At 69.4% G+C, this 23792-nt stretch carries 25 protein-coding genes; 4 read left to right on the top strand and 21 right to left on the bottom strand.

Annotated features, from left to right (window positions below; all coding sequences use genetic code 11):
- Nucleotides 1–11: 11 nt before the first annotated feature.
- Nucleotides 12–950: a MerR family transcriptional regulator gene (locus IG04_RS0120945; RefSeq protein WP_051770360.1), complete on the bottom strand. Its 939-nt coding sequence runs from the start codon at nucleotides 948–950 to the stop codon at nucleotides 12–14.
- 180 nt (nucleotides 951–1130) lie between these two features.
- Here IG04_RS0120945 and IG04_RS45450 point away from each other — a divergent pair, with 180 nt between their 5' ends.
- A complete protein-coding gene (locus IG04_RS45450) occupies nucleotides 1131–1427 on the top strand; it encodes a WhiB family transcriptional regulator (protein WP_084400893.1) in 297 nt (98 codons plus the stop codon).
- A gap of 197 nt (nucleotides 1428–1624) precedes the next feature.
- Here the strand turns inward: IG04_RS45450 and groL are convergent, their stop codons facing one another.
- Both groL and groES read right to left on the bottom strand, forming a co-directional pair.
- Nucleotides 1625–3250 carry a chaperonin GroEL gene (gene groL, locus IG04_RS0120940; RefSeq protein WP_030478363.1) on the bottom strand — a complete coding sequence of 542 codons (1626 nt, stop codon included), beginning with the start codon at nucleotides 3248–3250 and terminating at the stop codon, nucleotides 1625–1627.
- Between the two features lie 84 nt (nucleotides 3251–3334).
- Nucleotides 3335–3628 carry a co-chaperone GroES gene (gene groES, locus IG04_RS0120935; RefSeq protein ID WP_030478362.1) on the bottom strand — a complete coding sequence of 98 codons (294 nt, stop codon included), beginning with the start codon at nucleotides 3626–3628 and terminating at the stop codon, nucleotides 3335–3337.
- A gap of 175 nt (nucleotides 3629–3803) precedes the next feature.
- Here groES and IG04_RS0120930 point away from each other — a divergent pair, with 175 nt between their 5' ends.
- Entirely contained in the window at nucleotides 3804–5309 is a 1506-nt protein-coding gene (locus IG04_RS0120930; RefSeq protein WP_030478361.1) for an alkaline phosphatase D family protein, read from the top strand.
- 2 nt (nucleotides 5310–5311) lie between these two features.
- Here the strand turns inward: IG04_RS0120930 and IG04_RS0120925 are convergent, their stop codons facing one another.
- The 12 genes from IG04_RS0120925 to glmS form a co-directional block, all read right to left on the bottom strand.
- Complete coding sequence (locus IG04_RS0120925) at nucleotides 5312–6562, bottom strand: hypothetical protein (protein WP_030478360.1); 1251 nt, start codon at nucleotides 6560–6562, stop codon at nucleotides 5312–5314.
- Nucleotides 6555–6989, bottom strand: coding sequence for a GtrA family protein (locus IG04_RS0120920; RefSeq protein WP_051770309.1), 435 nt, complete (start codon nucleotides 6987–6989; stop codon nucleotides 6555–6557). The genes IG04_RS0120925 and IG04_RS0120920 overlap by 8 nt, the downstream gene beginning before the upstream one ends.
- Complete coding sequence (locus IG04_RS0120915; RefSeq protein WP_051770307.1) at nucleotides 6986–7954, bottom strand: glycosyltransferase family 2 protein; 969 nt, start codon at nucleotides 7952–7954, stop codon at nucleotides 6986–6988. Before IG04_RS0120915 ends, IG04_RS0120920 begins: the two co-directional genes overlap by 4 nt.
- 52 nt (nucleotides 7955–8006) lie before the next feature.
- Nucleotides 8007–9062 carry a tRNA (adenosine(37)-N6)-threonylcarbamoyltransferase complex transferase subunit TsaD gene (gene tsaD, locus IG04_RS0120910; protein WP_030478357.1) on the bottom strand — a complete coding sequence of 352 codons (1056 nt, stop codon included), beginning with the start codon at nucleotides 9060–9062 and terminating at the stop codon, nucleotides 8007–8009.
- On the bottom strand, nucleotides 9055–9513 hold the full coding sequence (gene rimI / locus IG04_RS0120905) for a ribosomal protein S18-alanine N-acetyltransferase (RefSeq protein WP_030478356.1): 459 nt from the start codon (nucleotides 9511–9513) through the stop codon (nucleotides 9055–9057). Before rimI ends, tsaD begins: the two co-directional genes overlap by 8 nt.
- The gene (gene tsaB, locus IG04_RS0120900; RefSeq protein ID WP_030478355.1) at nucleotides 9510–10190 is read right to left on the bottom strand and encodes a tRNA (adenosine(37)-N6)-threonylcarbamoyltransferase complex dimerization subunit type 1 TsaB; all 681 of its coding nucleotides are present in this window, start codon (nucleotides 10188–10190) and stop codon (nucleotides 9510–9512) included. The genes rimI and tsaB overlap by 4 nt, the downstream gene beginning before the upstream one ends.
- Nucleotides 10191–10273: 83 nt before the next feature.
- Nucleotides 10274–10609: a hypothetical protein gene (locus IG04_RS0120895; RefSeq protein ID WP_030478354.1), complete on the bottom strand. Its 336-nt coding sequence runs from the start codon at nucleotides 10607–10609 to the stop codon at nucleotides 10274–10276.
- Between the two features lie 63 nt (nucleotides 10610–10672).
- Complete coding sequence (gene tsaE, locus IG04_RS0120890; RefSeq protein ID WP_036015380.1) at nucleotides 10673–11134, bottom strand: tRNA (adenosine(37)-N6)-threonylcarbamoyltransferase complex ATPase subunit type 1 TsaE; 462 nt, start codon at nucleotides 11132–11134, stop codon at nucleotides 10673–10675.
- On the bottom strand, nucleotides 11131–12228 hold the full coding sequence (locus tag IG04_RS0120885; RefSeq protein ID WP_030478352.1) for an alpha/beta fold hydrolase: 1098 nt from the start codon (nucleotides 12226–12228) through the stop codon (nucleotides 11131–11133). Before IG04_RS0120885 ends, tsaE begins: the two co-directional genes overlap by 4 nt.
- Complete coding sequence (alr, locus tag IG04_RS0120880; protein ID WP_030478351.1) at nucleotides 12225–13310, bottom strand: alanine racemase; 1086 nt, start codon at nucleotides 13308–13310, stop codon at nucleotides 12225–12227. The genes IG04_RS0120885 and alr overlap by 4 nt, the downstream gene beginning before the upstream one ends.
- Before the next feature lie 37 nt (nucleotides 13311–13347).
- On the bottom strand, nucleotides 13348–14733 hold the full coding sequence (locus tag IG04_RS0120875) for a bifunctional ADP-dependent NAD(P)H-hydrate dehydratase/NAD(P)H-hydrate epimerase (protein WP_030478350.1): 1386 nt from the start codon (nucleotides 14731–14733) through the stop codon (nucleotides 13348–13350).
- Nucleotides 14734–16593, bottom strand: coding sequence for a glutamine--fructose-6-phosphate transaminase (isomerizing) (glmS, locus tag IG04_RS0120870; RefSeq protein WP_030478349.1), 1860 nt, complete (start codon nucleotides 16591–16593; stop codon nucleotides 14734–14736). It abuts the gene before it with no gap.
- Nucleotides 16594–16727: 134 nt separating this feature from the next.
- Here glmS and IG04_RS0120865 point away from each other — a divergent pair, with 134 nt between their 5' ends.
- Both IG04_RS0120865 and IG04_RS0120860 read left to right on the top strand, forming a co-directional pair.
- Nucleotides 16728–17555: a dienelactone hydrolase family protein gene (locus IG04_RS0120865; protein ID WP_030478348.1), complete on the top strand. Its 828-nt coding sequence runs from the start codon at nucleotides 16728–16730 to the stop codon at nucleotides 17553–17555.
- 10 nt (nucleotides 17556–17565) lie between these two features.
- Complete coding sequence (locus IG04_RS0120860) at nucleotides 17566–18222, top strand: hypothetical protein (RefSeq protein WP_144065190.1); 657 nt, start codon at nucleotides 17566–17568, stop codon at nucleotides 18220–18222.
- A gap of 45 nt (nucleotides 18223–18267) precedes the next feature.
- Here the strand turns inward: IG04_RS0120860 and IG04_RS0120855 are convergent, their stop codons facing one another.
- The 6 genes from IG04_RS0120855 to glmM all read right to left on the bottom strand — a co-directional run bounded on the left by IG04_RS0120855 (nucleotide 18268) and on the right by glmM (nucleotide 23732).
- Entirely contained in the window at nucleotides 18268–18771 is a 504-nt protein-coding gene (locus IG04_RS0120855; RefSeq protein ID WP_030478346.1) for a hypothetical protein, read from the bottom strand.
- The gene (locus tag IG04_RS46595) at nucleotides 18768–21431 is read right to left on the bottom strand and encodes a hypothetical protein (RefSeq protein WP_030478345.1); all 2664 of its coding nucleotides are present in this window, start codon (nucleotides 21429–21431) and stop codon (nucleotides 18768–18770) included. The genes IG04_RS0120855 and IG04_RS46595 overlap by 4 nt, the downstream gene beginning before the upstream one ends.
- Nucleotides 21432–21437: 6 nt before the next feature.
- Nucleotides 21438–21743: a type VII secretion target gene (locus tag IG04_RS0120845; RefSeq protein WP_030478344.1), complete on the bottom strand. Its 306-nt coding sequence runs from the start codon at nucleotides 21741–21743 to the stop codon at nucleotides 21438–21440.
- A gap of 147 nt (nucleotides 21744–21890) precedes the next feature.
- The gene (locus tag IG04_RS0120840; protein WP_051770304.1) at nucleotides 21891–22133 is read right to left on the bottom strand and encodes a hypothetical protein; all 243 of its coding nucleotides are present in this window, start codon (nucleotides 22131–22133) and stop codon (nucleotides 21891–21893) included.
- Between the two features lie 6 nt (nucleotides 22134–22139).
- A complete protein-coding gene (locus tag IG04_RS0120835) occupies nucleotides 22140–22361 on the bottom strand; it encodes a hypothetical protein (protein ID WP_245815955.1) in 222 nt (73 codons plus the stop codon).
- A gap of 36 nt (nucleotides 22362–22397) precedes the next feature.
- Nucleotides 22398–23732 (bottom strand): phosphoglucosamine mutase, encoded by a 1335-nt coding sequence (gene glmM / locus IG04_RS0120830; RefSeq protein ID WP_030478341.1) that lies wholly within the window; start codon nucleotides 23730–23732, stop codon nucleotides 22398–22400.
- Nucleotides 23733–23792: the final 60 nt, after the last annotated feature.

The raw sequence follows: 23792 nt of genomic DNA, 5'->3' as shown, positions 1-23792 counted from the left end.
GAGAGGCAGCGTCAGGTGACGGCGGCCTCGACCGCGTCGACAGCGGCGGCCAAGTCCTCCACGCGCTCGGCCGGCGCCGTCACCACGCCCCGCCGCCACCCCGGCCCTCCCACGAACACCCGCACCTGCTGCCGGGTCCGCGGCAACGCGGAGATCACCCCCGGATCGGCGTAGCGCGGCAACTGCGCCCACAGCACCACCGCGGAGGGTGCGGTGCGGCGTACGGCGACGGCCAGCGCGTCCATCGGCAACGCCGCCCCCAACTGCCGGACGACGACGCCGCGCTGCGCCAGTTCCGCGGCCAACGGGTAGAGCGGAAGGTTGTGCCTCTCCTCCGGCATGCACGCCAAGAGCACGGGCCGATGATTGCGCCCGAGCGTGACGAGCGGTGTGGCGCGTACGAACGCCGCGAGCACGCACTCGTTCAGCAGGTGCTCGACCTCGACGCCGGTCCCGGAGAGCTGCCAGCGCGCGGCGACGGCCGTCAGCACGGGGCGCACCACCTCGTTCCAGGTGGCGATCACCCCGTCGGACGCCAGCGAGTCGGCGAGCATTTCCTGCACCGCGATGGAGTCCATCGCGACCGCGGCGCGGCCCAGTCCGCGCGCCAATCGAGACGCTCCGGGCATTTTCAGTCCACGTCCACCCGATGGTGCGACGGGAACCACTCCGTGTGTCATCGACGATTTCGAGTCAAGCGCGAAACGGGCCGCTTCGGCGGACGACGCACCACGAAGAAGAGCGCGCTGCATCAATTCGAGACGGGCCACGTCGGGTGGCCCGTATTTCCGGTGCCGGCCCATGGTGTGGCCGGTCGGGCCCAGTCCGTAGCGGCGGTCCCAGGTGCGAAGGGTGGCGGGAGCCACGCCGAGTCGCCTGGCCACCGCGGCCACTGAGAGAAGGGGCTCACTCGTGTGACCACCGGCAGATCTCTGCTCCGGCTGTGTCATCACGAGAGCCATGTTCCGTTCACCTCATCCGGTCGGCAACTCCGGGGGGTGAGTGATCGAACACGCGTGCCGTCACCCATCAGTTGATTTGGGTCTTCAGCCTCTTGAACAAGTTTTGACGCGGTTCTACGGTGGATCATCGTTAAGCCGAATGGAGCAGTCGTCACGGAGGCGGTCTCGATGGCGGACACCCGAAGGCTCCCTGGTCCCAACGCAGACCTGTGGGACTGGCAGATGCGCGGTTCGTGCCGGGGCATGGACAGCGCGTTCTTCTTCCACCCCGACGGTGAACGGGGCCCGGCGAGATCTCGCCGGGAAGCTCGCGCCAAGGCTGTCTGCCTCGCCTGCCCGGTGCTGGAGATGTGCCGCAAACACGCGCTGGCAGTGCAGGAACCGTATGGAATCTGGGGCGGGCTCTCGGAATCGGAGCGCGACCACATCATCAAGGCACGAAAGCGACAATTGGCTGTTGTTTGATTGCCGCTGCTCCGCAGACGGCGGCGAGTTCGCCGAGAAGTCGGTCGTCCGGCCACCGCTTCGGCCCGAATCGCCTGCGGCGGTTGACCCGAAGAGGTGACCGGACGACCGACGCGAACTCGCGACTCATTTGAAAGCAAAAGGGCGGCACTCGCGAGAGTGCCGCCCTTTTCGAGTTCGAAAACTCAGTGTCTAGCTCAGTGGCCGTGCCCGTGGCCGTGGCCATGGCCGCCGGCGGAAGCAGGCTCGTCCGCCTTCTTCTCGACGATGGCGCTCTCGGTCGTGAGCACCATGCGTGCGATGGACGCGGCGTTCGCCACGGCGGAACGCGTGACCTTGACCGGGTCGATGATGCCCTGCTCGAGCAGGTCACCGAACTCCAGCGTGGCCGCGTTGATGCCGAAGCCCCACTCGCCCTCGCGGACCTTGTTCACCACGACGGCGCCTTCGAGGCCGGCGTTCGCGGCGATCCAGAACAGCGGCGCGGACAGGGCCTTCGCGACGAGCGCGACACCCGTGGCCTCGTCACCGGACAGGCCGAGGCCGCCGTCGAGCACCTTCGCGCCGTGCACGAGAGCGGAGCCACCGCCGGGGACGATGCCCTCCTCGACCGCGGCCTTCGTAGCGTTGACCGCGTCCTCGATGCGGTGCTTGCGCTCCTTGAGCTCGGTCTCGGTGGCGGCGCCGACCTTGATCACGGCGATGCCGCCGGAGAGCTTCGCGAGGCGCTCCTGGAGCTTCTCGCGGTCCCAGTCGGAGTCCGTGGCCTCGATCTCGCGGCGCAGCTGCTCCGCGCGGCCGGCGATGTCGGCCCTGGTGCCGCCACCGTCGACGATCGTGGTGTCGTCCTTGGTCACGACGACGCGGCGGGCGGAACCCAGCTGCTCGAGCGTGGTCTCGGACAGCTTCAGGCCGATCTCCGAGGAGATCACCTCGCCGCCGGTGACGACCGCGAGGTCGTCCAGGAACGCCTTGCGGCGGTCACCGAAGAACGGCGCCTTCACGGCGACGACCTTCAGGGTCTTGCGCACCGCGTTGACCACCAGCGTGGACAGGGCCTCGCCCTCGACGTCCTCGGCGACGATCAGCAGCGGCTTGCCGGACTCCGCGACCTTCTCGAGGATCGGGAGCACGTCGGCCAGGGCCGAGATCTTCTCGCGGTGCAGCAGGATGCGGACGTCTTCGTAGACGGCTTCCTGCGCCTCGAGGTCGGTCGAGAAGTGCGTCGACACGTAGCCCTTGTCGAACTGCACGCCCTCGGTGATCACGAGCTCGGTCGCGAGCGTGGACGACTCCTCGACGGTGATGACACCGTCCTCGCCGACGCGCTCGATGGCCTCGCCGAGCAGGGCGCCGATGGACTCGTCACGCGACGAGACCGTGCCGACCTGCGCGATGTTCTCGCGGCCCTTGACCGGGGTGGCCTTGGCCTTGAGCGCGTCCACGACGGCGTCGGAGGCGGCCTGGATGCCACGGCCGAGCGCGGTCGGGTTCGCACCCGCGGCGATGTTGCGCAGGCCTTCCTTGACCAGCGCCTGCGCCAGCACGGTGGCGGTGGTGGTGCCGTCACCCGCGACGTCGTTGGTCTTGGTGGCGACCGACTTGGCGAGCTGAGCACCGAGGTTCTCGAACGGGTCGTCCAGCTCGATCTCGCGAGCGATGGTGACACCGTCGTTGGTGACCGTCGGGCCACCGAACTTCTTGTCGAGGACGACGTGGCGCCCGCGCGGGCCAAGGGTGACCTTGACCGTGTCCGCGAGCTTGTTCACGCCGCGCTCGAGCGCCCGACGAGCGTCCTCGTCGAAGCTGATCTGCTTGGGCATTTGACTCAAAGCCTCTCTGGGTAGCGAAACGCCCCGGACACCCCGGTTGGGGCGCCGGGGCGTCAGGCATGACAGCCGGGCGTCTTAGTTGACGACGGCCAGCACGTCGCGAGCGGAGAGGATCAAGTACTCCTCGCCGTTGTACTTGACCTCGGTGCCGCCGTACTTCGAGTAGATGACGACGTCGCCGACAGCCACGTCCAGCGGGACGCGGTTGCCCTTGTCGTCGATGCGGCCGGGGCCCACCGCGAGGACCTTGCCCTCCTGGGGCTTCTCCTTCGCGGTGTCCGGGATCACGAGGCCGGAGGCGGTCGTCGTCTCAGCCTCGGAGGCCTGGACGACGATCTTGTCCTCAAGCGGCTTGATGTTCACGCTCACCGGGATGACCTCCACGGGTCGTTGGCAGGTTCGTTTGTTTAACGGCTCCTGCCACCCCGCCGTCGCGGGGGTCGGGGCGGTGCTGGTGCCGTGCAATTGGCACTCTACCCATGAGAGTGCCAAGCCTTCAACGAGACCCCCGAACCGATCACCATCCGGGAGCCGTATTCAGGGCATGTCCTCGTTGACGCGCCGAACGCTGCTGCTCGCAGGCGTGGCCGGAGTCACAGCGTTCTCGGTCACCGCATCGGCCCGGCCGAGCGACCCTTTCACACTCGGTGTGGCCTCGGGCGACCCGGCACCCGACGGGGTGGTCCTGTGGACGCGGCTGGCCGTCGAACCGCTCGCGGAAGACGGCCTGGGAGGCATGCCGTCACGTCCGATCGAGGTGCAGTGGCAGATCGCCGAGGAAGAACGATTCACCCGAATCGTGCAGCGTGGCTCCACCACGGCTCGACCGGAAGAGGCGCACAGCGTCCACGTGGAACTCGTCGGGCTGGAGCCCGGCCGCGAGTACTTCTACCGCTTCAAGGCCCTCAACCACCTCTCGCGGACGGGCCGCACGCGCACGGCGCCTTCTCCTGGCTCGTTGCAGGTACCGCTGACGATGGCCTTCGCGTCGTGCGCGCAGTACGAGCACGGCTACTTCACGGCGTATCGCAGACTCGCGGAGGACGAGCCCGACCTGGTGCTGCACCTCGGCGACTACACCTACGAGTACGAGAGCGGCATCCACGTCGCTCCGAGCGGCAACGTCCGGCACGTCGAGGGCCCGACCACCACGACGCTCGCGGGCTACCGGCGGCGGCAGGCGCAGTACAAGATCGACCCCGACCTGCAGCAAGCACACGCCGTGGCGCCCTGGTCGGTGATCTGGGACGACCACGAGATCGACAACAACTGGGCGGGACTGCTGCCGGACAAACCCCAGCCGGACTTCCCCGCGCGCAGGGGCGCGGCCATCCAGGCCTACTACGAGAACATGCCCCTGCGCAGGTCACCAAGGCTGTACCGGCGGATCGGATGGGGTTCGCTCGCGACGTTCCACATGCTCGACACCCGTCAGTACCGGACCGACCAGGCCTGCGGCGACGGGCTGCAGCTCTGTCCCGAACGGCTGGAACCGTCCCGCACGATGCTCGGCGCCGCGCAGGAGGACTGGCTGTTCGACGGCTTCCGCGGCTCACGGGCGCGCTGGGACGTGCTCGGGCAGCAGGTCTTCTTCTCGCAGTACGACTACATCCCCGGCGAGGTCGACAAGTTCCTGCTGGACGCGTGGGACGGCTACGCGGCCGACCGGAACCGGGTCGTGGCGGGGTTCGCGGACGTCCGGAACCCGATCGTGCTGACCGGGGACGTGCACGCGGCGTGGGGTGCGGAGGTCAAGGAGCGCTGGAACGACCCGTCGTCGAAGACGCTTGCCACCGAACTCGTCACCACCTCGATCACGGCCGGTGGCGACGGCTCGGAGGAGTACGCCGAGACACCGCTGTGGCTGCGCGAGAACCCGCACGTGAAGTACTTCAACAACCGACGCGGTTACACACTCACCCGGTTCACGCCCGATGAGCTGCGCACGGACTTCCGGGGACTCGACTACGTGACGAGGCCCGGCTCTCCGATCTCCACCAAGGCGTCGTTCGTCGTGGAAGATCGGAGGCCGGGCCTCAACAAGCTGTGAACTCAGCCGGACCAGTTGCCCGACACGAACATCACGTACATCAGGGTCTGCGTGACCAAGCCCGTGTACATGACCACGTACACCGCGGGCTTCAACGCGGAGACGCGCTGGCCGAGCAGCACCAGCGCCAGGTAGATGCCGAAGCACGGCAGCAGGTAGCGCTGCACGGACCACAGGTTGCCGTTGAGCGTGAGCATCACCAGCGACGCGAGCCCGAACAGGCCGACCGGCACAAGCTCGTTGCGGCGTACCGCCAGCAGATAGATCGAGCCCGCCGCCAGCAGGGCGAGACCGGCCAGCGGGACCACGTGGTTCGTGAGGTTCCCCGTCGTGAGCCAGGCGGGGTCGGTCAGGGTGTTGATCGAGATCTGGAGCTCGTTCCAGAGCGTCCCGAAGATGTTCGGGGTGAACTTGTGGTACGACCAGGCCGGGGCCTTCTCGTACGCCGAGGTCATGCCCAGCGGGTCGCCGACCAGGATCTTCAGGTACAGCGCGAAGCCCAGGAAGCCCACGGCGCTCGCCGGGAACCAGAGCAGGTGCCACGACAGCAGGCCGCGGAACTTCCACTCCTTGCTGCGCCAGAACTCCAGGAAGCACAGGCCGACGAACAGCACGGCGGTGATCCGCACGCCGGTCAGCGGCATCAGGCACAGGCCCATGAAGACCCACTGGCGGCGCAGCGCGAAGAGGTACGCCCAGAAGCCGAGCGCGATGAACACGGCCTCGCTGTAGAACGCGTGCAGGAAGTACGCCGACGGCCACGTCAGCATGGCCATCACGACGAGCCACGGCGCGCGCTCGCCGGTCAGGAACGTCCTGGCGATCTTGAGCAGGGCCACCGCGCCGAGCCAGGTGGCGACGGTGTTGACGATGATGCCGGCGACCAGCGTGCCGATCTTGCCGAGGAACAGCATCTTCACGAGCCACACGAACAGCGGGAAGACCGGGTAGAACGCCTGCGAGGTCGGCACGTTCTGGTAGGCCGTGCCCTCGGCGATGCCGGTGAAGTTCTCCGCGTCCCAGCGGTGCGTGTGCGACAGCAGCGTGTCGACCGCACGCGACGAGACCGGCGTGCCCTCGAAGATCGGCAGCAACGGTTCCAGCACCCGCCCGAGCACGGTCATGAAGACCTGCCAGGCGAAGACGAGCAGGAAGACCTTCGCGAAGTCGCCCGTCAGTGCGGTCTTCCACCGGGGAGCGGGTCTGGACGCCTCGGCGACGACCTCCGGCTCGCGGATCGCGGTGTCAGTCATGAACGGGTTCCTTTGCGGGCTCTTCTACCGGGCGGAACACGAGCCGGCTGTACAGCACGTAGTTCCAGACGAGTGCGACGCAGATGCCCGCGAGCTTGGGTGCCGCGATGGCGAGCATCTCGGGCAGACCGGCGAACAGGTCGCGGGTCAGCATGATGACCAGCGGTTGGATCACCCACAGGCCGATGCCCGTGACCAGCACGAACAGCACGATCTGACGAACAGCGCCACCGCCTGCCGCACGGAACGTGAAGCTGCGGTTGAGCGTGAAGCTGAGTGCCATGCCCATCGTCGTCGAGATCAGGTTCGCGATCACCAGGGGCGTGCCGAGCGCGAACAGCACCGTGTAGCCGACCAGGTCGACGACGGTGTTGCCGATGCCGACCAGGCCGAAGCGCAGTTGCTGGGCACTCAGCAGCTTCTTCACGGCGCGAGAGCCCTGACGTCGTTCGGCACCGTCGTCCCGGTGCGCACCGACGCGACGCTGTAGAGCGGACGGCCCTGCACCTCGGTGTAGATGCGGCCGACGTAACTGCCGAGCACGCCGAGCATGATCAGCTGGATGCCGCCGAGGAAGAACACCGCGCTCGTGATGAACGCCCAGCCGGGAACGGCGGTGTCCGGCAGGAACAGCTTCACGCCGACGACGTAGCAGATGCCCGCGAACGCGAGGAACGAGATGAAGTAGCCGACCTTCGAGATCAGCTTCAGCGGTGCGGCGGAGAAGCCGACGATGCCGTCCGCGGCGAACCGCATCATCTTGCGCAGCGGGTAGCCGGTGACGCCCGCGTGGCGCTTGTCGCGGTCGAACTGCACGGCGGTCTGCTTGAAGCCGATGAAGCTCACCAGTCCGCGCAGGAACCTGTTGTGCTCGCGGAACTTGCGCAGCTCCTCGACGACCTTGCGGTCGATGAGGCGGAAGTCGCCGGTGTTCTCCGGGATGTCGATGTCGGCGACCTTGCGCAGGAACCAGTAGAACGCCCGCGCGGTGGCCTTCTTGAACGCCGTGTCCTGGCGCGAGCGGCGCTGGGCGTAGACGACGTCGTAGCCCTGCTCCCACTTCTCGATCAGCTCGAGGCTGACCGCGGGCGGGTCCTGCATGTCGCTGTCCATGATGATCACGGCGTCGGCGTCCGCGAGGTCGAGCCCCGCGGTCACGGCGAGCTGGTGACCGAAGTTGCGGGCCAGGTCGATGACCGTGACCCGGTCGTCCGCGTCGGCGACGGCGTTGAGCAGGTCCAGCGAGTTGTCGCGGCTGCCGTCGTTGACGTAGACGAAGTTGACCCGGTACCGGTCCTCCAGGGGCTTCACGACCTCGGAGACCGTCTTGTGCAGCAGATCGATGTTCCCGCCCTCGTTGTAGATCGGGAACAGGTACGTGATCGTGCGCATGGGTTCAGCGCTCACCGCTTACTCCAAGATTCAGGTCCGCCCAGGATTGGCGTCAGAGTATCTGCACCGTGCCGACGGGCAGACCGGGCGTGGTCGAGAGGTCCATCGGGGACGGCTTGGCGCCCGCCGCGACCAGGTGGGCGCCGAGCGCGGCGATCATCGCGCCGTTGTCGGTGCACAGCCGCGGCCGCGGCACGCGCAGCTCGATGCCGGCCTCGGCGCAACGCTCGGCGGCGAGCCCGCTCAGACGGGAGTTCGCCGCGACGCCGCCGGAGATGACCAGCGTGCCGACGTCCAGGTCCTTCGCGGCACGGATCGCCTTGGCGGTCAGCACGTCCGCGACGGCCTCCTGGAACGACGCGGCGACGTCGGCCAGCGGGATCTCCTCACCGGCGCGCTCGGCACGTTCGACCCAGCGGGCGACCGAGGTCTTCAGGCCGGAGAACGAGAAGTCGTACTTCGCGTCGCGCGGGCCGGTGAGGCCGCGCGGGAACGCGATCGCGCAGCCGTTGCCCTGCTTGGCGAGCTTGTCGATGGGCGGGCCGCCGGGGTACGGCAGGTCGAGCAGCCGCGCGACCTTGTCGTACGCCTCGCCGGCCGCGTCGTCCACGGTGGACCCGATCTCGGTGATCGAGTTCGCCAGGCCGCCCTCGATCAGCAGCAGCTGCGAGTGGCCGCCGGAGACCAGCAGCGCGAGACAGCGCTGCGGCAACGGACCGTGCTGCAGCGTGTCCGCGGCCACGTGACCCGCGAGGTGGTTCACGCCGTAGAGCGGCTTGCCGAGCGCGGCCGCGTACGCCTTCGCGGCGGACACGCCGACCAGCAACGCGCCGGCCAGGCCCGGTCCGGCAGTGACGGCGATGGAGTGGATCTGGGAGAGCTCGACCTTCGCGGTGTCGAGCGCGCGGCGCATGGTCGGGACCAGCGCTTCGAGGTGGGCGCGGGAGGCGACCTCGGGCACGACGCCGCCGAAGCGGGCATGCTCCTCGACGCTGGAGGCGACCTCGTCGGCGAGCAGTTCGAGCGAGCCGTCCGGACCAAGGCGGACGATCCCGAAGCCCGTTTCGTCGCACGAGCTCTCGATGCCGAGGATCAGGCGATCAGACACTGTGAGCAGGCCTTCCCATCGTGTACGCGTCGGCACCCGACGGCTGGTAGTAGCGGCGGCGCAGGCCGAGGCGTTCGAAGCCGTGCGCCAGGTACAGGGCGATCGCGGGCTCGTTGTCCGTGCGGACCTCGAGGTAGACCGGCACTTTGATCTCGTCGACGCGCGCCAGCAGGTCCCTCAGCAGCATCTTTCCGACGCCCCTGCCCTGCCAGTGCCCGACGACGGCGATCGTGTGCACGCTGGCCTCGTACTCGCCGGCGGCGAGCCCGGCGTACCCGATCAGCTCGTCGTCGGCGTACGCGCCGATGTAGTAGTTGCCGTGGTCGAGCTCGCTGCGGAACGCGTTCTCGCTCCACGGGTCGTCGCCGGGGAACAACGCCAGCTCGATCTCGTGGCACCTGGGCACGTCGGCGTGCCGCAGCGGCGCGAGCGTGACGGTGCCGGTGGTCATGCCCTGGTCACCCTCTTGCGCCCGGTGGGCTCGACGGCGTCGGGACGACGCAGGTAGAGCGGGGTGAGCGCGGCCGGGCGGGCCTTGGCGAGCACCTCGGCGGCCGCGGCGGCGACCAGGCCCTCCGGACTCGGGTGCTTCGCTTGGAGGAGCTCCAAGCCGAGGACTTCGGCGTAGATCTCGGCGCCCTCACCCGTGGCCTGGTGCACGCCCAGGGCCGGCAGCTTCGCGGCGAGGTCCTGCGGGCGCTCGACGTGCGGGCCGTCCGTGCGGCGACCGGCGGCGTCGTAGGCGGCCCAGTAGACCTCCTTGCGCCGCGCGTCGGTCGCGACGAGCAGCGGGTGGCCGCTGGCGGCGTCCTTGGCGAGTGCGTCCGGGGTGGCGACCGGGTAGACCGGGCGGTTGAGCGCCTGGCCGAGCGCGGCGGCGGTGGCGAGACCGACCCGCAGGCCGGTGAACGGCCCGGGGCCTGCGCCGACGACGATCGCGTCGAGGTCCTGGAAGGTCTTCCCGGCTTCCGCGAGCGCGTCGGTGATGTGCGGGGTGAGCAGCTCGCCGTGCGCCTTGGCGTTGAGCGTCACCCGCTTCGCGAGCAGGCGCGGCGGGGAGTCGGGCACGAGTTCGACCACACCGGCGGTGACTGCGAGGGTGGCCGTGTCGACGGCGAGCACTAGCACGGTTGTCCAGAGTAGTACGAGGTCATGTCGGTTATCCGGCCGCCTCTTGCCGTCAACCGCCGAAGGCGATTCTGAAAGGACCGTCAGCCGGCCGAGTTGCCGGTGCAGGCGACGTAGGGATGGTCGACCGTGAAGATCTCCACCGGACGGGTCCACTGCCACGGCGCGACGCAGGCGTTGTCCAGCACGCTGATGTCCGAGCGACCGCCGGCGTGGTTGTCGTTGCACGCGGCGTAACCGGAGGTGTGGCCCTCGTGCAGCAGCAAGAGCGGGCCGTTCCACTGCCACGGCGCGGCACAGAGGTTGTCGCCGACGCTCATGTCGTCGTGGTGGTCGTGTTCACCGGCGGTGACGGAAGCCGTGGCCGCGAGCATGGCGCCACCGATGACAGCAGTCGCCAGAGGCGGCTTCTTGATCATGCGCGTCCCATCGGCCCGGCACGGTCCGTCCTTAATGGACGTCATCCGATGCGCCGGACAACGTCACACAGGCAGGTTACGTGCGCCCCACTCGCCGTGCGGGATCAGCTGAGCCGTGCGAACGTCGTCGATTCCGCGTTCGAGGCGGATCAGCAGATGATCTTCGCTCAGGCGTTCCGCGACGCCCTCACCCCACTCGACGGCGACCACGGCGTCGACGAGGTCCGTGTCCAGGTCGAGATCGTCCAGCTCGTCCAGGTGACCCCCGAGCCGATACGCGTCGACGTGCACCAGCCGCACGCCCCTGCCGTCCTCGGCGGGCTCGTGCACGCGGGCGACGACGAACGTCGGCGAGGACACCCTGCCCTGCACGCCGAGGCCGCGCGCGAGCCCGCGGACCAGCGCCGTCTTGCCTGCTCCCAACGGCCCGGCGAGCAGCAGCAGGTCGCCCGCCCGCACCACTTCACCCAGCTTGCGGCCGAACTCCTCGGTGTCCTCCACCAGGGGCAGTTCGACGGTCTTCACGCTCGGCGCCACCACTTCTTCCGACTCTCTCCGCGATCGGCCGCGCAGCGTTCGACGAGCGCGACCAGGTGGTCGTTGACGAGATCAGCCTGCTCCATCATCACCATGTGTCCGGCACCGGGGGCCCGCACCAGGGTGGCGTGCGGCATCTCCTCGGCCATCCGCTCGGCGTGCGAGAACGGCGTGAGCTTGTCCGCGTCACCGCTCAGGATCAGCACCTCGCAGTGCCGCAGTCCGGCGAGCGCCTTGTAGCGGTCGTGCGTGCCGAGGGTCTCCAGGAACTCGGTGAGGACCTTCACCGTCGTCCCGTTGATCATCTGCTCCATCAGGTCCACAAGAGACGGCGCGACCTTCCGGTCGCCGAACGCCAGCGCGCGGATGCCGCTCCACGTCAGGGTCTTCGTGCCCTTGCGGACCCACTCGACGAACCCCGGCTGGATGCCCGCGAGCCGGCCGACGCCGAGCGTCACCGGGTTGTACCGCGACAGCACGGACTTCGGCAGTCCCGCGCCGCCCACGGCACCGGCGGCCGTGCCGACCAACGCGACGCCGCGCACCCGTTCCTCGAAGAGTTCCGGGTGCTTCTCGGCCAGCGCCATGATCGTCATGCCGCCCATGGAGTGGCCGACGAGCACCAGCGGGCCCTCCGGCACGACCGCGCGGAGCACCGAGTCGAGGTCGAGCGCGAGCTGGTCGATCGTGCTGTGCTCGGCGGAGGACTTCCCGGAACGGCCGTGGCCGCGCTGGTCGTAGATCACCTGGTGGACGCGGGGATCGATCAGCTCGGCGAGGTCGCGGCGCTGGAAGTGGAAGCAGCGGCGGTCCAGCGCGAACCCGTGCACCAGCACGACGGTGATGTCCGGCTCGCCGCCGTCCGCGGGGTCGACCTCCTCGACGGAGATCGGCACGCCGTCCTCGGCGGCCACCGTCGACTCGCGATCGGGCCTCAGCCGGCCTAACGGCTCGTCGGCGAGGCTGTCGGTCGCGGTCTTGCGCTCGTGCGAGACCTTCGCGGTCTGCGCCACGGCCGCACCGGCGACGGCGGCGCCGAGCGCGCCACCGACCCATCCGACGACCTTCCACACCGGCTTCACGTGTAGATCCTCCGCACCCGCGGCCGGTACATCCCGCAGACGATCTCGTAGTCGATCGTCCCGGTCAGCTCCGCCCACTCCGTCGCCGTCGGCTCCCCCCGGCGCCCGTCGCCGAACAGGACGACCTCGGCACCCTCCGCGATCTCGTCGTCCCCGCAGTCCACGACGATCTGGTCCATGCAGACACGGCCGACCACCGGGCGGCGCCTCCCGTCCAGGAGCACCTCCATCCGGCCGGAGAGCGCCCTCGGGACACCGTCCGCATACCCCGCCGGCACCAGTGCCAGCGTCGTGTCGGTCGTCGCTGTCCATGTCATCCCGTAGGAGACCGACTCGCCTGCGGGGATACGTTTCGTGAGCGCCACGTGCGACCGGAAGCTCATGACCGGCCTGAGGTCGTGATCGGTCGGCACCGGGTTCAGCCCGTAGATGGCGATGCCGGGCCTGACGATGTCGAAGTGCAGATCGGGCCTGGTCAGCAGGGCCGCCGAGTTGGCGATGTGCCGTTTCGGGTCGAGACCGGCGGCCTTCGCGACCTCGTAGGCGTCGTCGAACCGCTTGGCCTGCAGGTCGATGGACGGGTCGCCGATCTCGTCCGCGGACGCCAGGTGCGACCAGATGGCCACGACCTCGTGTTGCTTCGCGGCTTCTACGAGCTCGGGCCAGTCCTGGGGCTGGCAGCCGTTGCGGCTCAGCCCGGTGTCGATCTTGAGATGGAGCCGCGGCCGTGCGTCGGCCTCCAGCGCGGCCTGCTCGACTCGGCGCAGGTCGGACAGCGATGCCACGGACATGTCCACGTCGGCCGCGAGACCGGCCGCCAGGTCCTCGTCCGGGGCGTCGAGCCAGGCCAGGACCGGGGCCTGGATGCCCGCCGCCCGCAACGCGAGGGCTTCCTGCGTCGAGCACGAACCGAGCCAGGTGGCGCCGGCTTCGAGGGCGGCGCGGGCGACCTGAACCGCACCGTGGCCGTAGCCGTCCGCCTTGACGACGGCCATCGTCTCGGAGGCAGGGGCCAGACCGGCGAGCAGGGCGACGTTGTGCCGCAGCGCGCCTAGGTCGACGACAACTTCTGAACGGGCCATAACCTGTTCATCGTGCCATGACAGCCGCGAACAGGGACTATGGCGCAACTCGCAGCGCACGGATCGCCGCGGGGATCGCCTCCATCAAACCCGAGGCGGGCAACGGCGCCCCGTCCGCTCCCAACTCGGCGGCCAGCACGTGCGCGTACGCCGCGTGACCCGCCGCCAGGAACGGGTCCACGCCACCGGCCAGCAGCGCGCCGATGACGCCGGACAGGACGTCGCCCGATCCGGCCGTCGCAGGCCAGGACGACGTCGCCGAGTTGACCAGCGCCCGTCCGTCCGGCGCCGCCACGACGGTCCGATGGCCTTTGAGCAGCACCACGGCGTTGAACCGCTGCGCGGCCTTCCTGGCTGCCGCGACGCGGTCCGCGCCGACCGGGCCGGCCAGGCGTTCGAACTCGCGGTCGTGCGGGGTCAGTACGAGGGCGGCGTCGGGGTCGCGGGCGTCCCAGAGCGACGGGGTCGAGGCGAGCAGCGTGATGGCGTCCGCGTCGGCGATCACCGGCACACCGGCGTTCAGTACGAACCGCAGGACCTCCGCGGACGAACTGCCGGTGCCCATGCCGGGGCCGACGACCCAGGCCTGGACGCGGCCGGCGTCGGTGATCGAGCCGGTGCAGATCGTCTCGGGCCAGCGGGCGCGGATGGCGTCGGCGGCCGGACCGGCGTAACGGACCATGCCCGACGTCGCGAGCACGGCGGCGCCGGTCGACAGCACCGCGGCGCCGGGATAGGTGGTGCTGCCGGCCGCCACTCCTGTGACGCCCTGGGTGTACTTGTCGTCGGACGGGCCCGGCACCGGCCAGGAGATGTCCGCGCGGTCGAGCAATACGAAGTCTGGGTCCACCGGCCGCAGACCGATATCCACCAGATGCACGTCACCGCAGTCGGCCAGCGCGTGCACCGGCTTCAGGCAGCCGAACGTGACGGTGGTGTGCGCCTTCACGTGCGGGCCGGTGATCTCGCCGGTGTCCGGGTCGATGCCGGACGGCAGGTCCACCGCGAGGATCGAGACCTTCACGCTCTCGACCAGAGCGGCGGCTGCCGGGCGCAACGGGCCGCGCGCGGACAGGCCGACGATGCCGTCGATCACGAGATCAGGGCTGCCGACCTCGGAGACGATCCGGCCACCGGCGCGACGGAAGGCGGCGAGGCCTTCGGCGTGGGCCTTGGCCGGGTCGAGCAGGACCGCGGACACGGCGACTCCCCTGCGGCGCAGGAAGTAACCGGCCCACAGGGCGTCGCCGCCGTTGTTGCCCGCACCGACGAGCACCGTGACGCGGCGATGTCCGGACAGAAGCCTGAGAGCGTGGGTGGCCACACCGAACGCGGCCTTGCGCATCAACGAGCCCGGCGGGACGACCGCCATGAGCTCCTCTTCAGCGGCCTTGACGCGTTCGGTGTGCCAGACGCCTCTCACTCACTCGACGGTAACGGACTTCGCCAGGTTGCGAGGCTTGTCGACGTCGTAGCCACGGGTCTTCGCGATCTCCGCCGCGAGGATCTGCAGCGGCACGGTCGAGATGAGCGGCTGCAGCAGCGTCGGGACGGCCGGGATCTCGATCAGGTGGTCCGCGAACGGGCGCACCGTCTCGTCGCCCTCCTCCGCGATCACGATCGTGCGGGCGCCACGGGCCTGGATCTCGCTGATGTTCGACACCAGCTTCGAGTGCAGGACGGCGCGGCCCTTCGGCGACGGCATCACGACGACGACCGGGAGGTCCTTCTCGATCAACGCGATCGGACCGTGCTTGAGCTCGCCGGCCGCGAAGCCCTCGGCGTGCATGTAGGCGAGCTCCTTGAGCTTGAGCGCGCCTTCCAGTGCCACCGGGTAACCGACGTGGCGGCCGAGGAACAGCACCGCCTTCGAGTCGGCGAGCTCACGGCCGAGCGCACGGACCTGCTCGGTCGTGGCGAGCACGCGCCGCACGGCCTCGGGCATGGCCTCCAGCTCGTGGAACTCGCGGGCGACCTCGTCCGGGTACTTGGTGCCGCGGGCCTGCGCCAGGGCCAGGCCCACCAGGTAGTTCGCGGCGATCTGGGCGAGGAACGCCTTCGTCGACGCGACACCGATCTCCGGACCGGCGTGCGTGTAGAGGACGGCGTCGGACTCGCGCGGGATCTGCGCGCCGTTGGTGTTGCAGACGGCCAGGACGCGGGCCTTCTGCGCGCGTGCGTGGCGCACGGCCTCCAGCGTGTCCGCGGTCTCGCCGGACTGCGAGACGGCGACGACGAGCGTGTCGCGGTCGAGCACCGGGTCGCGGTAGCGGAACTCGGAGGCCAGCTCGACCTCGACGGGCAGGCGGGTCCAGTGCTCGATCGCGTACTTCGCGACGAGACCGGAGTGGTACGCGCTGCCGCAGGCGATGACGAAGACCTTGTCGACGTCGCGCAGGTCCTGGTCGGAGAGGCGCTGCTCGTCGAGGACGATCCGGCCGTTCGCGAAGTGGCCGCGCAGCGTGTTCGCCAGCGCCTCCGGCTGCTCCTCGATCTCCTTGAGCATGAAGTACTCGTGGCCGCCCTTCTCGGCGGCGCTGAGGTCCCAGTTGACCGTGAACGGCTTGGCCTGCGCGACCTCGCCGTCGAAGTCGGTGACCTCGTAACCGTCGCGGGTCAGCACGACCATCTGGTCCTGGCCCAGCTCGACGGCTTCCTTGGTGTGCGCGATGAACGCGGCCACGTCGCTCGCGACGAAGTACTCGTTCTCGCCGACGCCGACAACCAGCGGCGAGTTGCGGCGCGCGGCGACGACCTGGTCCGGCTCGTCGGCATGCGTGATCACGAGCGTGAACGCGCCCTCGAGCCGGCGGGCGATCTTGCGCACACTGGCCGGCAGGTCACCCTTCGTGTCGCCCTCGGCGTAGGCGAACGCCACAAGGTGCGCGACCGTCTCGGTGTCGGTGTCCGACGTCATCTCGACGCCGAGGCCTTCGAGTTCGGCGCGCAGCGCGAGGAAGTTCTCGATGATGCCGTTGTGCACCACGGCGACGCGGTTCGTGGCGTCGCGGTGCGGATGCGAGTTCTTGTCGATCGGCGCGCCGTGCGTCGCCCACCGGGTGTGGCCCATGCCGACGGTGCCCACGAAGTTGTCGCGGCCCACCTCGTCGAGCCTCGTCTCCAGGTTCTGCAGTCGTCCGGCCTTGCGTTCGACGGCGAGGTCGTCGCCTGTCACGACCGCGACGCCCGCCGAGTCGTAACCCCGGTATTCGAGGCGCCTCAGCCCGTCCAGCACGACGTCGAGCGCCGACTGGTGACCCACGTATCCCACGATTCCGCACACGGGAAACAGACTAGCTAGACCACGCCGCTAACCCTAATGAGTGAGAGTGCTCTGTTTGCGCTGGTCAAGCGCACATATGGTGTAGACCAATCTCGGGTGTGGTGCAGACGACAGGATCGACTACGGTTCACGACATGGCTCGCCGCGTGATCACGCTGACCGCGAAACAGGCCCTCGAGCAGCTCAGCAGGCCCGGCCCGCACCCCGTGCTGCGCGGCGACCTCGCGCTCGTCGGCCTGCCGGGCGTGATCTTCACGCCGCAGTCCGGGCTCGGTCTGCCCGCCGTCGCGTTCGGACACGGCTGGATGCAGCCCGTACGCCGCTACCACGGCCTTTTGCGGCACCTGGCGTCATGGGGCGTGGTCGCCGCGGCACCGGCCGTGGAACGCGGGCTGCTGCTGTCGTCGCGAGTGCTGGCGGCGAACCTACTGACCACATTGGACATCTGCACCGGCGTGCGGCTCGGCACCGGGGAGATCAGCGTCGACCCGGCCCGGCTCGCGCTGGCCGGACACTCGATGGGCGGCGGCGCGGCCGTGCTGGCAGCGTCCTCGGCGGACCGGGTCCGGGCCGTTGTGACTTTGGCCGCAACGGAAACGCGTCCCTCGGCACTGGACGCGGCCCGCGAGGTCCGCGCGCCCGGCCTGCACCTCGCGGCGGGCGAGGACCGCATCGCACCACCGGTCGGCCACGCCGAGGCGATCGCGTCCGCGTGGGGCGGCCCCGTGCAACTGCGGCTGCTGCCCAAGGCCTCGCACCTCGGGTTCACCGAGGGCAGGCATTGGAGCGACCTCATGCTGGACGGCAGTGCGGAACGCGGATCACACAAGCTCGGCCGCGCGTTCGTCACCGCTTTCCTGCTGCGCGTGCTGACCGGCGAGCGCACGTACGACGAACTGCTGGACAGCGACCTGAAGAACGCGAACCTGGTCTTCCAGCGCGAAGCCCTGCGCAGCCGCTAGGTTGCTCGGCGTGATGCCGAATCAGGGCTGGCAGCAGCAACAGCCGCAGCAGCAGTGGGGTCCGCCACCACCGGCGCCGAAACGCGGGAACTTCGCGATGGCGATCGTCACGGCGGTGGGCGCAGGTGGAGTCGCCGTGTACTGGGCGGTCCTCGGGGTCATGAGGATCATCATCAAACGCCCGCACGAGTCGGAACCCGACGTCGTCGCGCGCCTGCTCTCGCAGACCGGCGGCAACGGCGACCTGCTGGTCCCGTTGAGCATCGCCGACATGGTGCTCAAGCTGCTCGCGGCGGCGGTGCTGATCTTCGGTGCGGTGCTGATCGTCCTGCGCAAGATGCCCGGCGCGTTCCTCGTCGCCGGTGCGGTCCTGCTGGGCCTGCTCGCCGCCGGCTGCCACTTCTTCTACTACAACCAGCTACTCGGTTGGAGCGGCACCAGCGACACCTACGTCGCGGCCGGGTTGACCTTGGTCGTCGGGGTTCTCGCGATCCTGCCGCCCGTGACCAACGCCCTGAAGCCCGCCGCTGCGCCCCACGCCGGCCATCCGCAGGGCGGGTTCCCGCAGCAGGGACCGCCGCCCGGCTACGGACAGCCCCAGCAGCCGCCTCCCGGCTACGGCCCGCCGCAGGGTCCGCCGCCACCGGGCTACGGCCCGCCTCGCTGATCGACGACAACGCCCCAGGTCCTCGTGGACCTGGGGCGTTGTTGGTCAGGACAACCAGCTCTGGTTGCTGAGGTCGTCGTCATCGTCGACGGCCGGGCGCTGCGGCCGGCGAGGTGGCGGAGGCTGGCGCACCGGCGGCGGAGGAGCCACCGGTTGCTGGATGACCGGAGGTTGCCGGACCGGCTGCACCGGAGCCGCGGCCGGGCCGCGCATGAAGCCCTCCGACTGGGCACGCAGCTCGCGCGCCTGCCGTTCCTTCTCGATCTGCGCGAGTTCGTCGGCGAGATCGTCCTGCGGAGCGGCGGTCTCGTCCTCCAGCCCGAACGAGAGCTCCTTGTTGCGGTCCTTGCCCTCGCCGCGCTGGTTGCGAGCCATCTCGCGGAGCCGCTCGGTGAGCCGCTGCTTGCGGTCGGCGAACTTGTCGTGGCTCTCCTGCGTCGCCTTGGCCGACTCGTCGAACTTCTGCCTGGCCTCCGCCATCCGGGTGGAGTGCTCCGACTCGATGCCCGAGAGCTTCGCCTTGAACGCAGCGAGGTCGAGATCGCTCACCAGCTACCACCCCGGTTGCCGTCGTCGCCGCTGAGCACGCCCTGGGCGCTGCTGAGCGGGTTGTTGTCATCTTCGAACAGCGAACCGGTGGTGCGCCACTGACTCGCGCCGCGCTCGGAGTCGCCGCCCTGCTGACCGCCGGCACCGGCACCGCCACCCATCATGCCGCCGCCCATCATCCCGCCGCCCATCCCGCCGGACGCGGGCCCGGAGGTGGGCTGGCCTTGGGCATCCTGCATGGACGGAAGGTTCGCCGAACCCGCCTGACCGGCCTCGGAGGCGTTGGTGTTGAACGAGCCGCCCTGGTCGCTGCCCTGCGACGGCGTGCTCCAGGCACTGTCCGCCGGCGACGAACCGCCGAGCACGGACTCGCTGCCGGTGGAACCGCCGCCGGTGAACGAGACACCGGACGTCGCGGTGCTGTCCGAGGACGCGGTCTGCGCGTACAGCGGGCCTTCGCTGGAGATCCGTGGCTCGCCGACGTTCGGCATGATGCCGTTGTCCTCGATGTAGCTGCGGCCCACCGACTCCTGGAAGCGCTCGGCCACGTTCGGGCCTTCCTGCCCCGGCGGGCTCCAGACCTGCTCAGCCGGGGCCGGCATGGTCTGGAACTCACCCTGGGCGGGCGCGGGCATCGCCTGGAACTCGCCCTCGACCGGCCGGGGGAAGTCCTGCTCGGGGAGGTTCAGCGGCTCGTCGAGGCGTAGGTCCCCGGTCATCCCGCCGGCACCGGCCTTGTCGGTGCCGGCCGCCGGGTTCTCGTCCTCCCCGAAGCTCACGCCGATCTCGTCGGGGGTGCCGTCGCCGTTGTCCGCGGTCAGGTTGATCTCGCCGGTCTCGGCGTCGACCTCGGCGGTGAAGTTGACGCCGTCCTGCTCGATGTGGATCTTGCCGTCCGCGCCGACCTCAACCGGGATCGGGTTCGACTCCGAGCCGGGCGCTCCCATGCCCACGCCACCGCCGGTCGTCGGCGTGCTGCCGACGGCCGCAGGGGCACCGGGGGTCTGCGCGCCCGTGGTCGCCGTGCCGGTGAGCTGGTTCGCCATGGCGGTGATGGCCTGCGTGCCGTTCTGGCCCATCAGCGCCTTGGCGGCCTCGGGGTTCTTGCTGAAGTCCAGGTCGTAGGTCTTCGGCTCACCCTTGGGCGTGTCGATCGTCATCTTCACGTGCCCGTTCGAGTCGGGCTCGGTGACCTTGATCGTGTTGTCGCCGGCCTTGACCGTGACGGACTCGAGGTTCTCCTCGGGCTTGGGCTGCTGGTTGTCCGGCTTGCCGTCGCCGTCGAGGTCGTCGACCTTGCCGTCACCGTCGGTGTCGCCGGGCACGTCCGGCTTGCCGTCACCGTTCTTGTCGAGCGGGTTCTCCGGCTTCGGGATCTCCGGCGTGCCGCCACCGGGTCCGCCACCACCGGGCCCACCACCGCCGGGACCGCCGCCGCCAGGGCCACCGCCAGGAGGCTGCTTCTTGTCGCCGCCACCGCCGGTGTCGTCACCTGGCTTGTCGGCGGGCTTCTCCTCCTTGGCGGGCTCGAACGGCTTGGTGTTGATCTTTTCCATCTCGGCGCCGAGCGCGTTCCACGCGTCGTCGACCGACTTCTTCGTGTTCTTGCAGAGTTCCTCGAAGTTCTTGTACTTCTCGCTGACGTCCTTGTGGAACGTGGTCTGCAGCCACTCGCGGCAGCCCTTGCGGACCTCGCCCTTCCACACGTCGTCGTCGCACGCCTCGTCGTCGATCTGGATGCCGACGTGACCGGCGGCGCGCCGGAGTACGCCCTCGTCCTCGCTGTCCGCGGCCTGAACGACCTCGCGGATCTGCGGTGGCGTCTTGCCGGCGATGTCGAACGGGCTGCCCACCCCGTTCAGGACCGCGTTCGCCTTGTCGTTCACCAGCTGCGAAACCGTGTGGCAGGCCAGGCGCGTCGCGTCGGCGACATGGTTGATGCCGTCCGCGACGGCGGCGCCCTTCTTCGAGAAGTCGGCGACGTAGGCGCGCGAGTTGTCCGCGGCGTTGCCGTCCCAGCTCGACCACAGCTTCGACATCGACTTCTCGGAGTCGGCCTGCTGAGTGCGCAGATCGGTGGAGACCTGCCGCATCTCGACGATGTCCTGGTCGATCTTGTGGAAGTCGATGTCGCGCTGCTCTTCGTAGAGCGTCTTGACGTTGTTGTAGTCGGTGTTGACGTCCGCGCCGACACCGATGACCGACTTCGCCTCCGCGTAGACCGGGAGGAAGTTCTCGAAGTACTTGAGACCGGGCGCACCCGCGTCGAGCAGGGAGTTGGAGTTGCCGACGCCCGCGCCGCCGTCGGCCGCGCGCTGTTCGGACTGGTCGAGCGCGTTCTGGCCGTCCGTCTTCGCCTTGTTGTGGTCGTCGACCTTCTTCTGCCCGGCCTCGCCCGACTTCTTCGCGATGTCGTAGGCGTTGTTCAGCCGGTCTTCCGAGCTGTCCGACCACGGCATCGAGTTCGACAGCGACTGGCCGAAGCCGTCACCGTACGAGATGTCGTAGTCGTCGAGGTACCTCTCGAGCTCGTCGTTGTGCGTGCCCGTGACGTCCTGGTCCATCTCGGTCGTGTAGTACGCCTCGAGAAGGGCCTTCTTCTGGTCCGGCGGGATCTCCGGGTTGTCGCAGAGCTTCTTGACTTCTTCCCAGCTGGGCATCTGCGACTACCTTCCCTGCTTGTTGACTTTGGCGGCGTTGGCCTCTTCGGTCCAGGCGTAGCCGTTCGCGGACTCGCGCAGCTTGTCCGAGAGACCCTTCATCGCCGCGGAGTAGGCACTGATCGCCTCGGCTATCTTCGGCAGGCCGGCCTTGTACTTGCCGCCACCGGCGTGGTGCGCGCGACCGAAGTCCTTCTCGCTCACAGCGGTCGCGGTGATCTTGGCCTTGTAGTTCTCGATCTCGGTCGCGATGCCCTGGATGGTCGTCGCGGACGACATCATTTCGCCGGCGTTCGCCTGATAGCCAGACATGTGCTCCTGCCTCCCCTTGTCCCCGATCTGACGCAGTTCGGCTCAGCGGGGTTCCGCCATACAGTGCCAGCCCAGATCACACGCTGACCTGAGCTCCGTGATGTCGGTTGCCTTAGTAAACAGCCATCCGGCGGCGTCCGCCGACGATCACCACTGATTGGGTGGCGGCTGCTGACCAGGAGGTTGCTGGGGCCACTGCTGACCGGGCGGAGGGCCCTGCTGGGGGTACTGGCCGCCGGGAGGAGGCGGGTAGCCCTGGCCGGGAGGGAACTGCGGGTGCTGGGCCCGCTGCTTCTTCTGGTTCTTCACCACGACCACGATCACCACCGCGACCACGACCACCACGACGACGAACAGGAAGATCAACAGCTGGGCCGGTCCGAACTTCACGGCGGATCACCCGCCGATCTGTGCGGACGGCGGCTGGCCGGGCGCGGGTTGTTGCGGATACCCCTGCGGTGCGTACGGCTGCTGCGGGTACTGCTGTGGCGGGTACTGCCGGCCCTGGACGGGCGGATACGGGGGCCGGGCGGCGTTCTTCCTCTTCGTCGCCGTGACGACGGCGATGATGACGACCGCTGTCACTCCTCCCAGCAGCACCAGGAGTATCAACAACATCAGCACGCTCATCACCTTCCGGCCCCCGTTCCGTCGTCAGTGCACCGAGGAAACCACACCGGCCAGGCGCTGCGCGGCAGACTGGGCCTGTTCGTGGCTCGTGGCCTCGACCATCACCCGCACGAGCTGCTCGGTGCCGGACGGGCGCAGCAGCACGCGGCCGGTGTCGCCGAGCTCGGCCTCGACGGCGGCAACGGCCTCGCTGACCGACGAGGCCTTGGCGACGGCCGCCTTGTCGGTGACCTTCACGTTGATCAGGACCTGCGGCAGGCGGCGCATCACCGAGGCGAGGTCGGCGAGCGACTTGCCGGTCTCGGCCATGCGGGCCATCAGGCGCAGCGCGGTGAGCAGGCCGTCGCCGGTGGTGGCGTGCGCGGGCAGCACGACGTGGCCCGACTGCTCGCCACCGAGCGAGTAGCCGCCGGCCTTGAGGTCCTGCAGCACGTAGCGGTCGCCGACGGCGGTGGTGCGCAGGCGGATCGACGACTCCCGCATGGCGATGTGCAGGCCGAGGTTGCTCATCACGGTCGCGACGAGCGTGTCCTCGAACAGCTCGCCCGCGTCGCGCATGGCGAGCGCGAGGACCGCGAGGATCTGGTCGCCGTCGACCGGGTTGCCCTCGGCGTCCACGGCGAGGCAGCGGTCGGCGTCACCGTCGTGCGCGATGCCGAGGTCGGCACCGTGCTCGCGGACCGCGGCGGCGACGACGTCGATGTGGGTGGAACCACAGCCGGCGTTGATGTTGAGGCCGTCCGGGTTCGCGTTGATCGCGATCACCTCGGCCCCGGCGCGGCGGTACGCGTCCGGTGCGGCCACCGACGCGGCACCGTTCGCGCAGTCCACCACGACCTTGAGGCCGTCGAGGCGGTGCGGGGTGACCTTGATCAGGTGCTCGACGTACTGGATCTCGGCGTCGGGAACGTCGCGCACCCGGCCGATCGCGGCACCGGTGGGACGGTCGAAACCGGTGCCCATGTGCTGCTCGATCTCGTCCTCGACCGAGTCGGGCAGCTTGTGGCCACCGGCGGCGAAGAGCTTGATCCCGTTGTCCGGCATCGCGTTGTGCGACGCGGAGATCATCACGCCGATGTCGGCGCCGAGCGCGGCGACCAGGTACGCGACGGCGGGCGTGGGCAGGGCGCCGACGCGCAGCACGTCCGCACCGGCCGAGGTCAGACCGGCGGTGACGGCGGCGTCGAGCATCTCGCTGCTCGCCCTGGGATCGCGGCCGACGACGGCGACGGGGCGGTGGGAGCGGTCGTGCTCGGCGAGCACCCTTGCCGCCGCGGCGGCGACGGACATCGCGAGCTCGGGGGTGAGATCGGCGTTGGCGAGACCGCGTACACCGTCGGTGCCGAACAGGCGGGCCATGAATCCTCCGAATTGGACACAGCGAGGCGGCGGGAAAGGACCCGGAAAACACTGCGGGAG

The organism is Lentzea albidocapillata (assembly GCF_000719115.1).
GTDB classification, from domain to species: Bacteria; Actinomycetota; Actinomycetes; order Mycobacteriales; family Pseudonocardiaceae; genus Lentzea; species Lentzea albidocapillata.
The sequence above is the reverse complement of the archived record's forward strand: the minus strand, read 5'-3'. Positions and strand labels throughout refer to the sequence as shown.

Excerpts from the sequence above, each read along its gene's own strand:
- IG04_RS0120945 (WP_051770360.1), bottom strand. The coding sequence starts at position 950 with ATGACACAGCCGGAGCAGAGATCTGCCGGTGGTCACACGAGTGAGCCC.
- IG04_RS45450 (WP_084400893.1), top strand. The coding sequence starts at position 1,131 with ATGGCGGACACCCGAAGGCTCCCTGGTCCCAACGCAGACCTGTGGGAC.
- groL (WP_030478363.1), bottom strand. The coding sequence starts at position 3,250 with ATGCCCAAGCAGATCAGCTTCGACGAGGACGCTCGTCGGGCGCTCGAG.
- IG04_RS0120930 (WP_030478361.1), top strand. The coding sequence starts at position 3,804 with ATGTCCTCGTTGACGCGCCGAACGCTGCTGCTCGCAGGCGTGGCCGGA.
- IG04_RS0120925 (WP_030478360.1), bottom strand. The coding sequence starts at position 6,562 with ATGACTGACACCGCGATCCGCGAGCCGGAGGTCGTCGCCGAGGCGTCC.
- IG04_RS0120915 (WP_051770307.1), bottom strand. The coding sequence starts at position 7,954 with ATGCGCACGATCACGTACCTGTTCCCGATCTACAACGAGGGCGGGAAC.
- rimI (WP_030478356.1), bottom strand. The coding sequence starts at position 9,513 with ATGACCACCGGCACCGTCACGCTCGCGCCGCTGCGGCACGCCGACGTG.
- IG04_RS0120895 (WP_030478354.1), bottom strand. The coding sequence starts at position 10,609 with ATGATCAAGAAGCCGCCTCTGGCGACTGCTGTCATCGGTGGCGCCATG.
- alr (WP_030478351.1), bottom strand. The coding sequence starts at position 13,310 with ATGGCCCGTTCAGAAGTTGTCGTCGACCTAGGCGCGCTGCGGCACAAC.
- IG04_RS0120865 (WP_030478348.1), top strand. The coding sequence starts at position 16,728 with ATGGCTCGCCGCGTGATCACGCTGACCGCGAAACAGGCCCTCGAGCAG.
- IG04_RS46595 (WP_030478345.1), bottom strand. The coding sequence starts at position 21,431 with ATGCCCAGCTGGGAAGAAGTCAAGAAGCTCTGCGACAACCCGGAGATC.
- IG04_RS0120845 (WP_030478344.1), bottom strand. The coding sequence starts at position 21,743 with ATGTCTGGCTATCAGGCGAACGCCGGCGAAATGATGTCGTCCGCGACG.
- IG04_RS0120835 (WP_245815955.1), bottom strand. The coding sequence starts at position 22,361 with ATGTTGTTGATACTCCTGGTGCTGCTGGGAGGAGTGACAGCGGTCGTC.
- glmM (WP_030478341.1), bottom strand. The coding sequence starts at position 23,732 with ATGGCCCGCCTGTTCGGCACCGACGGTGTACGCGGTCTCGCCAACGCC.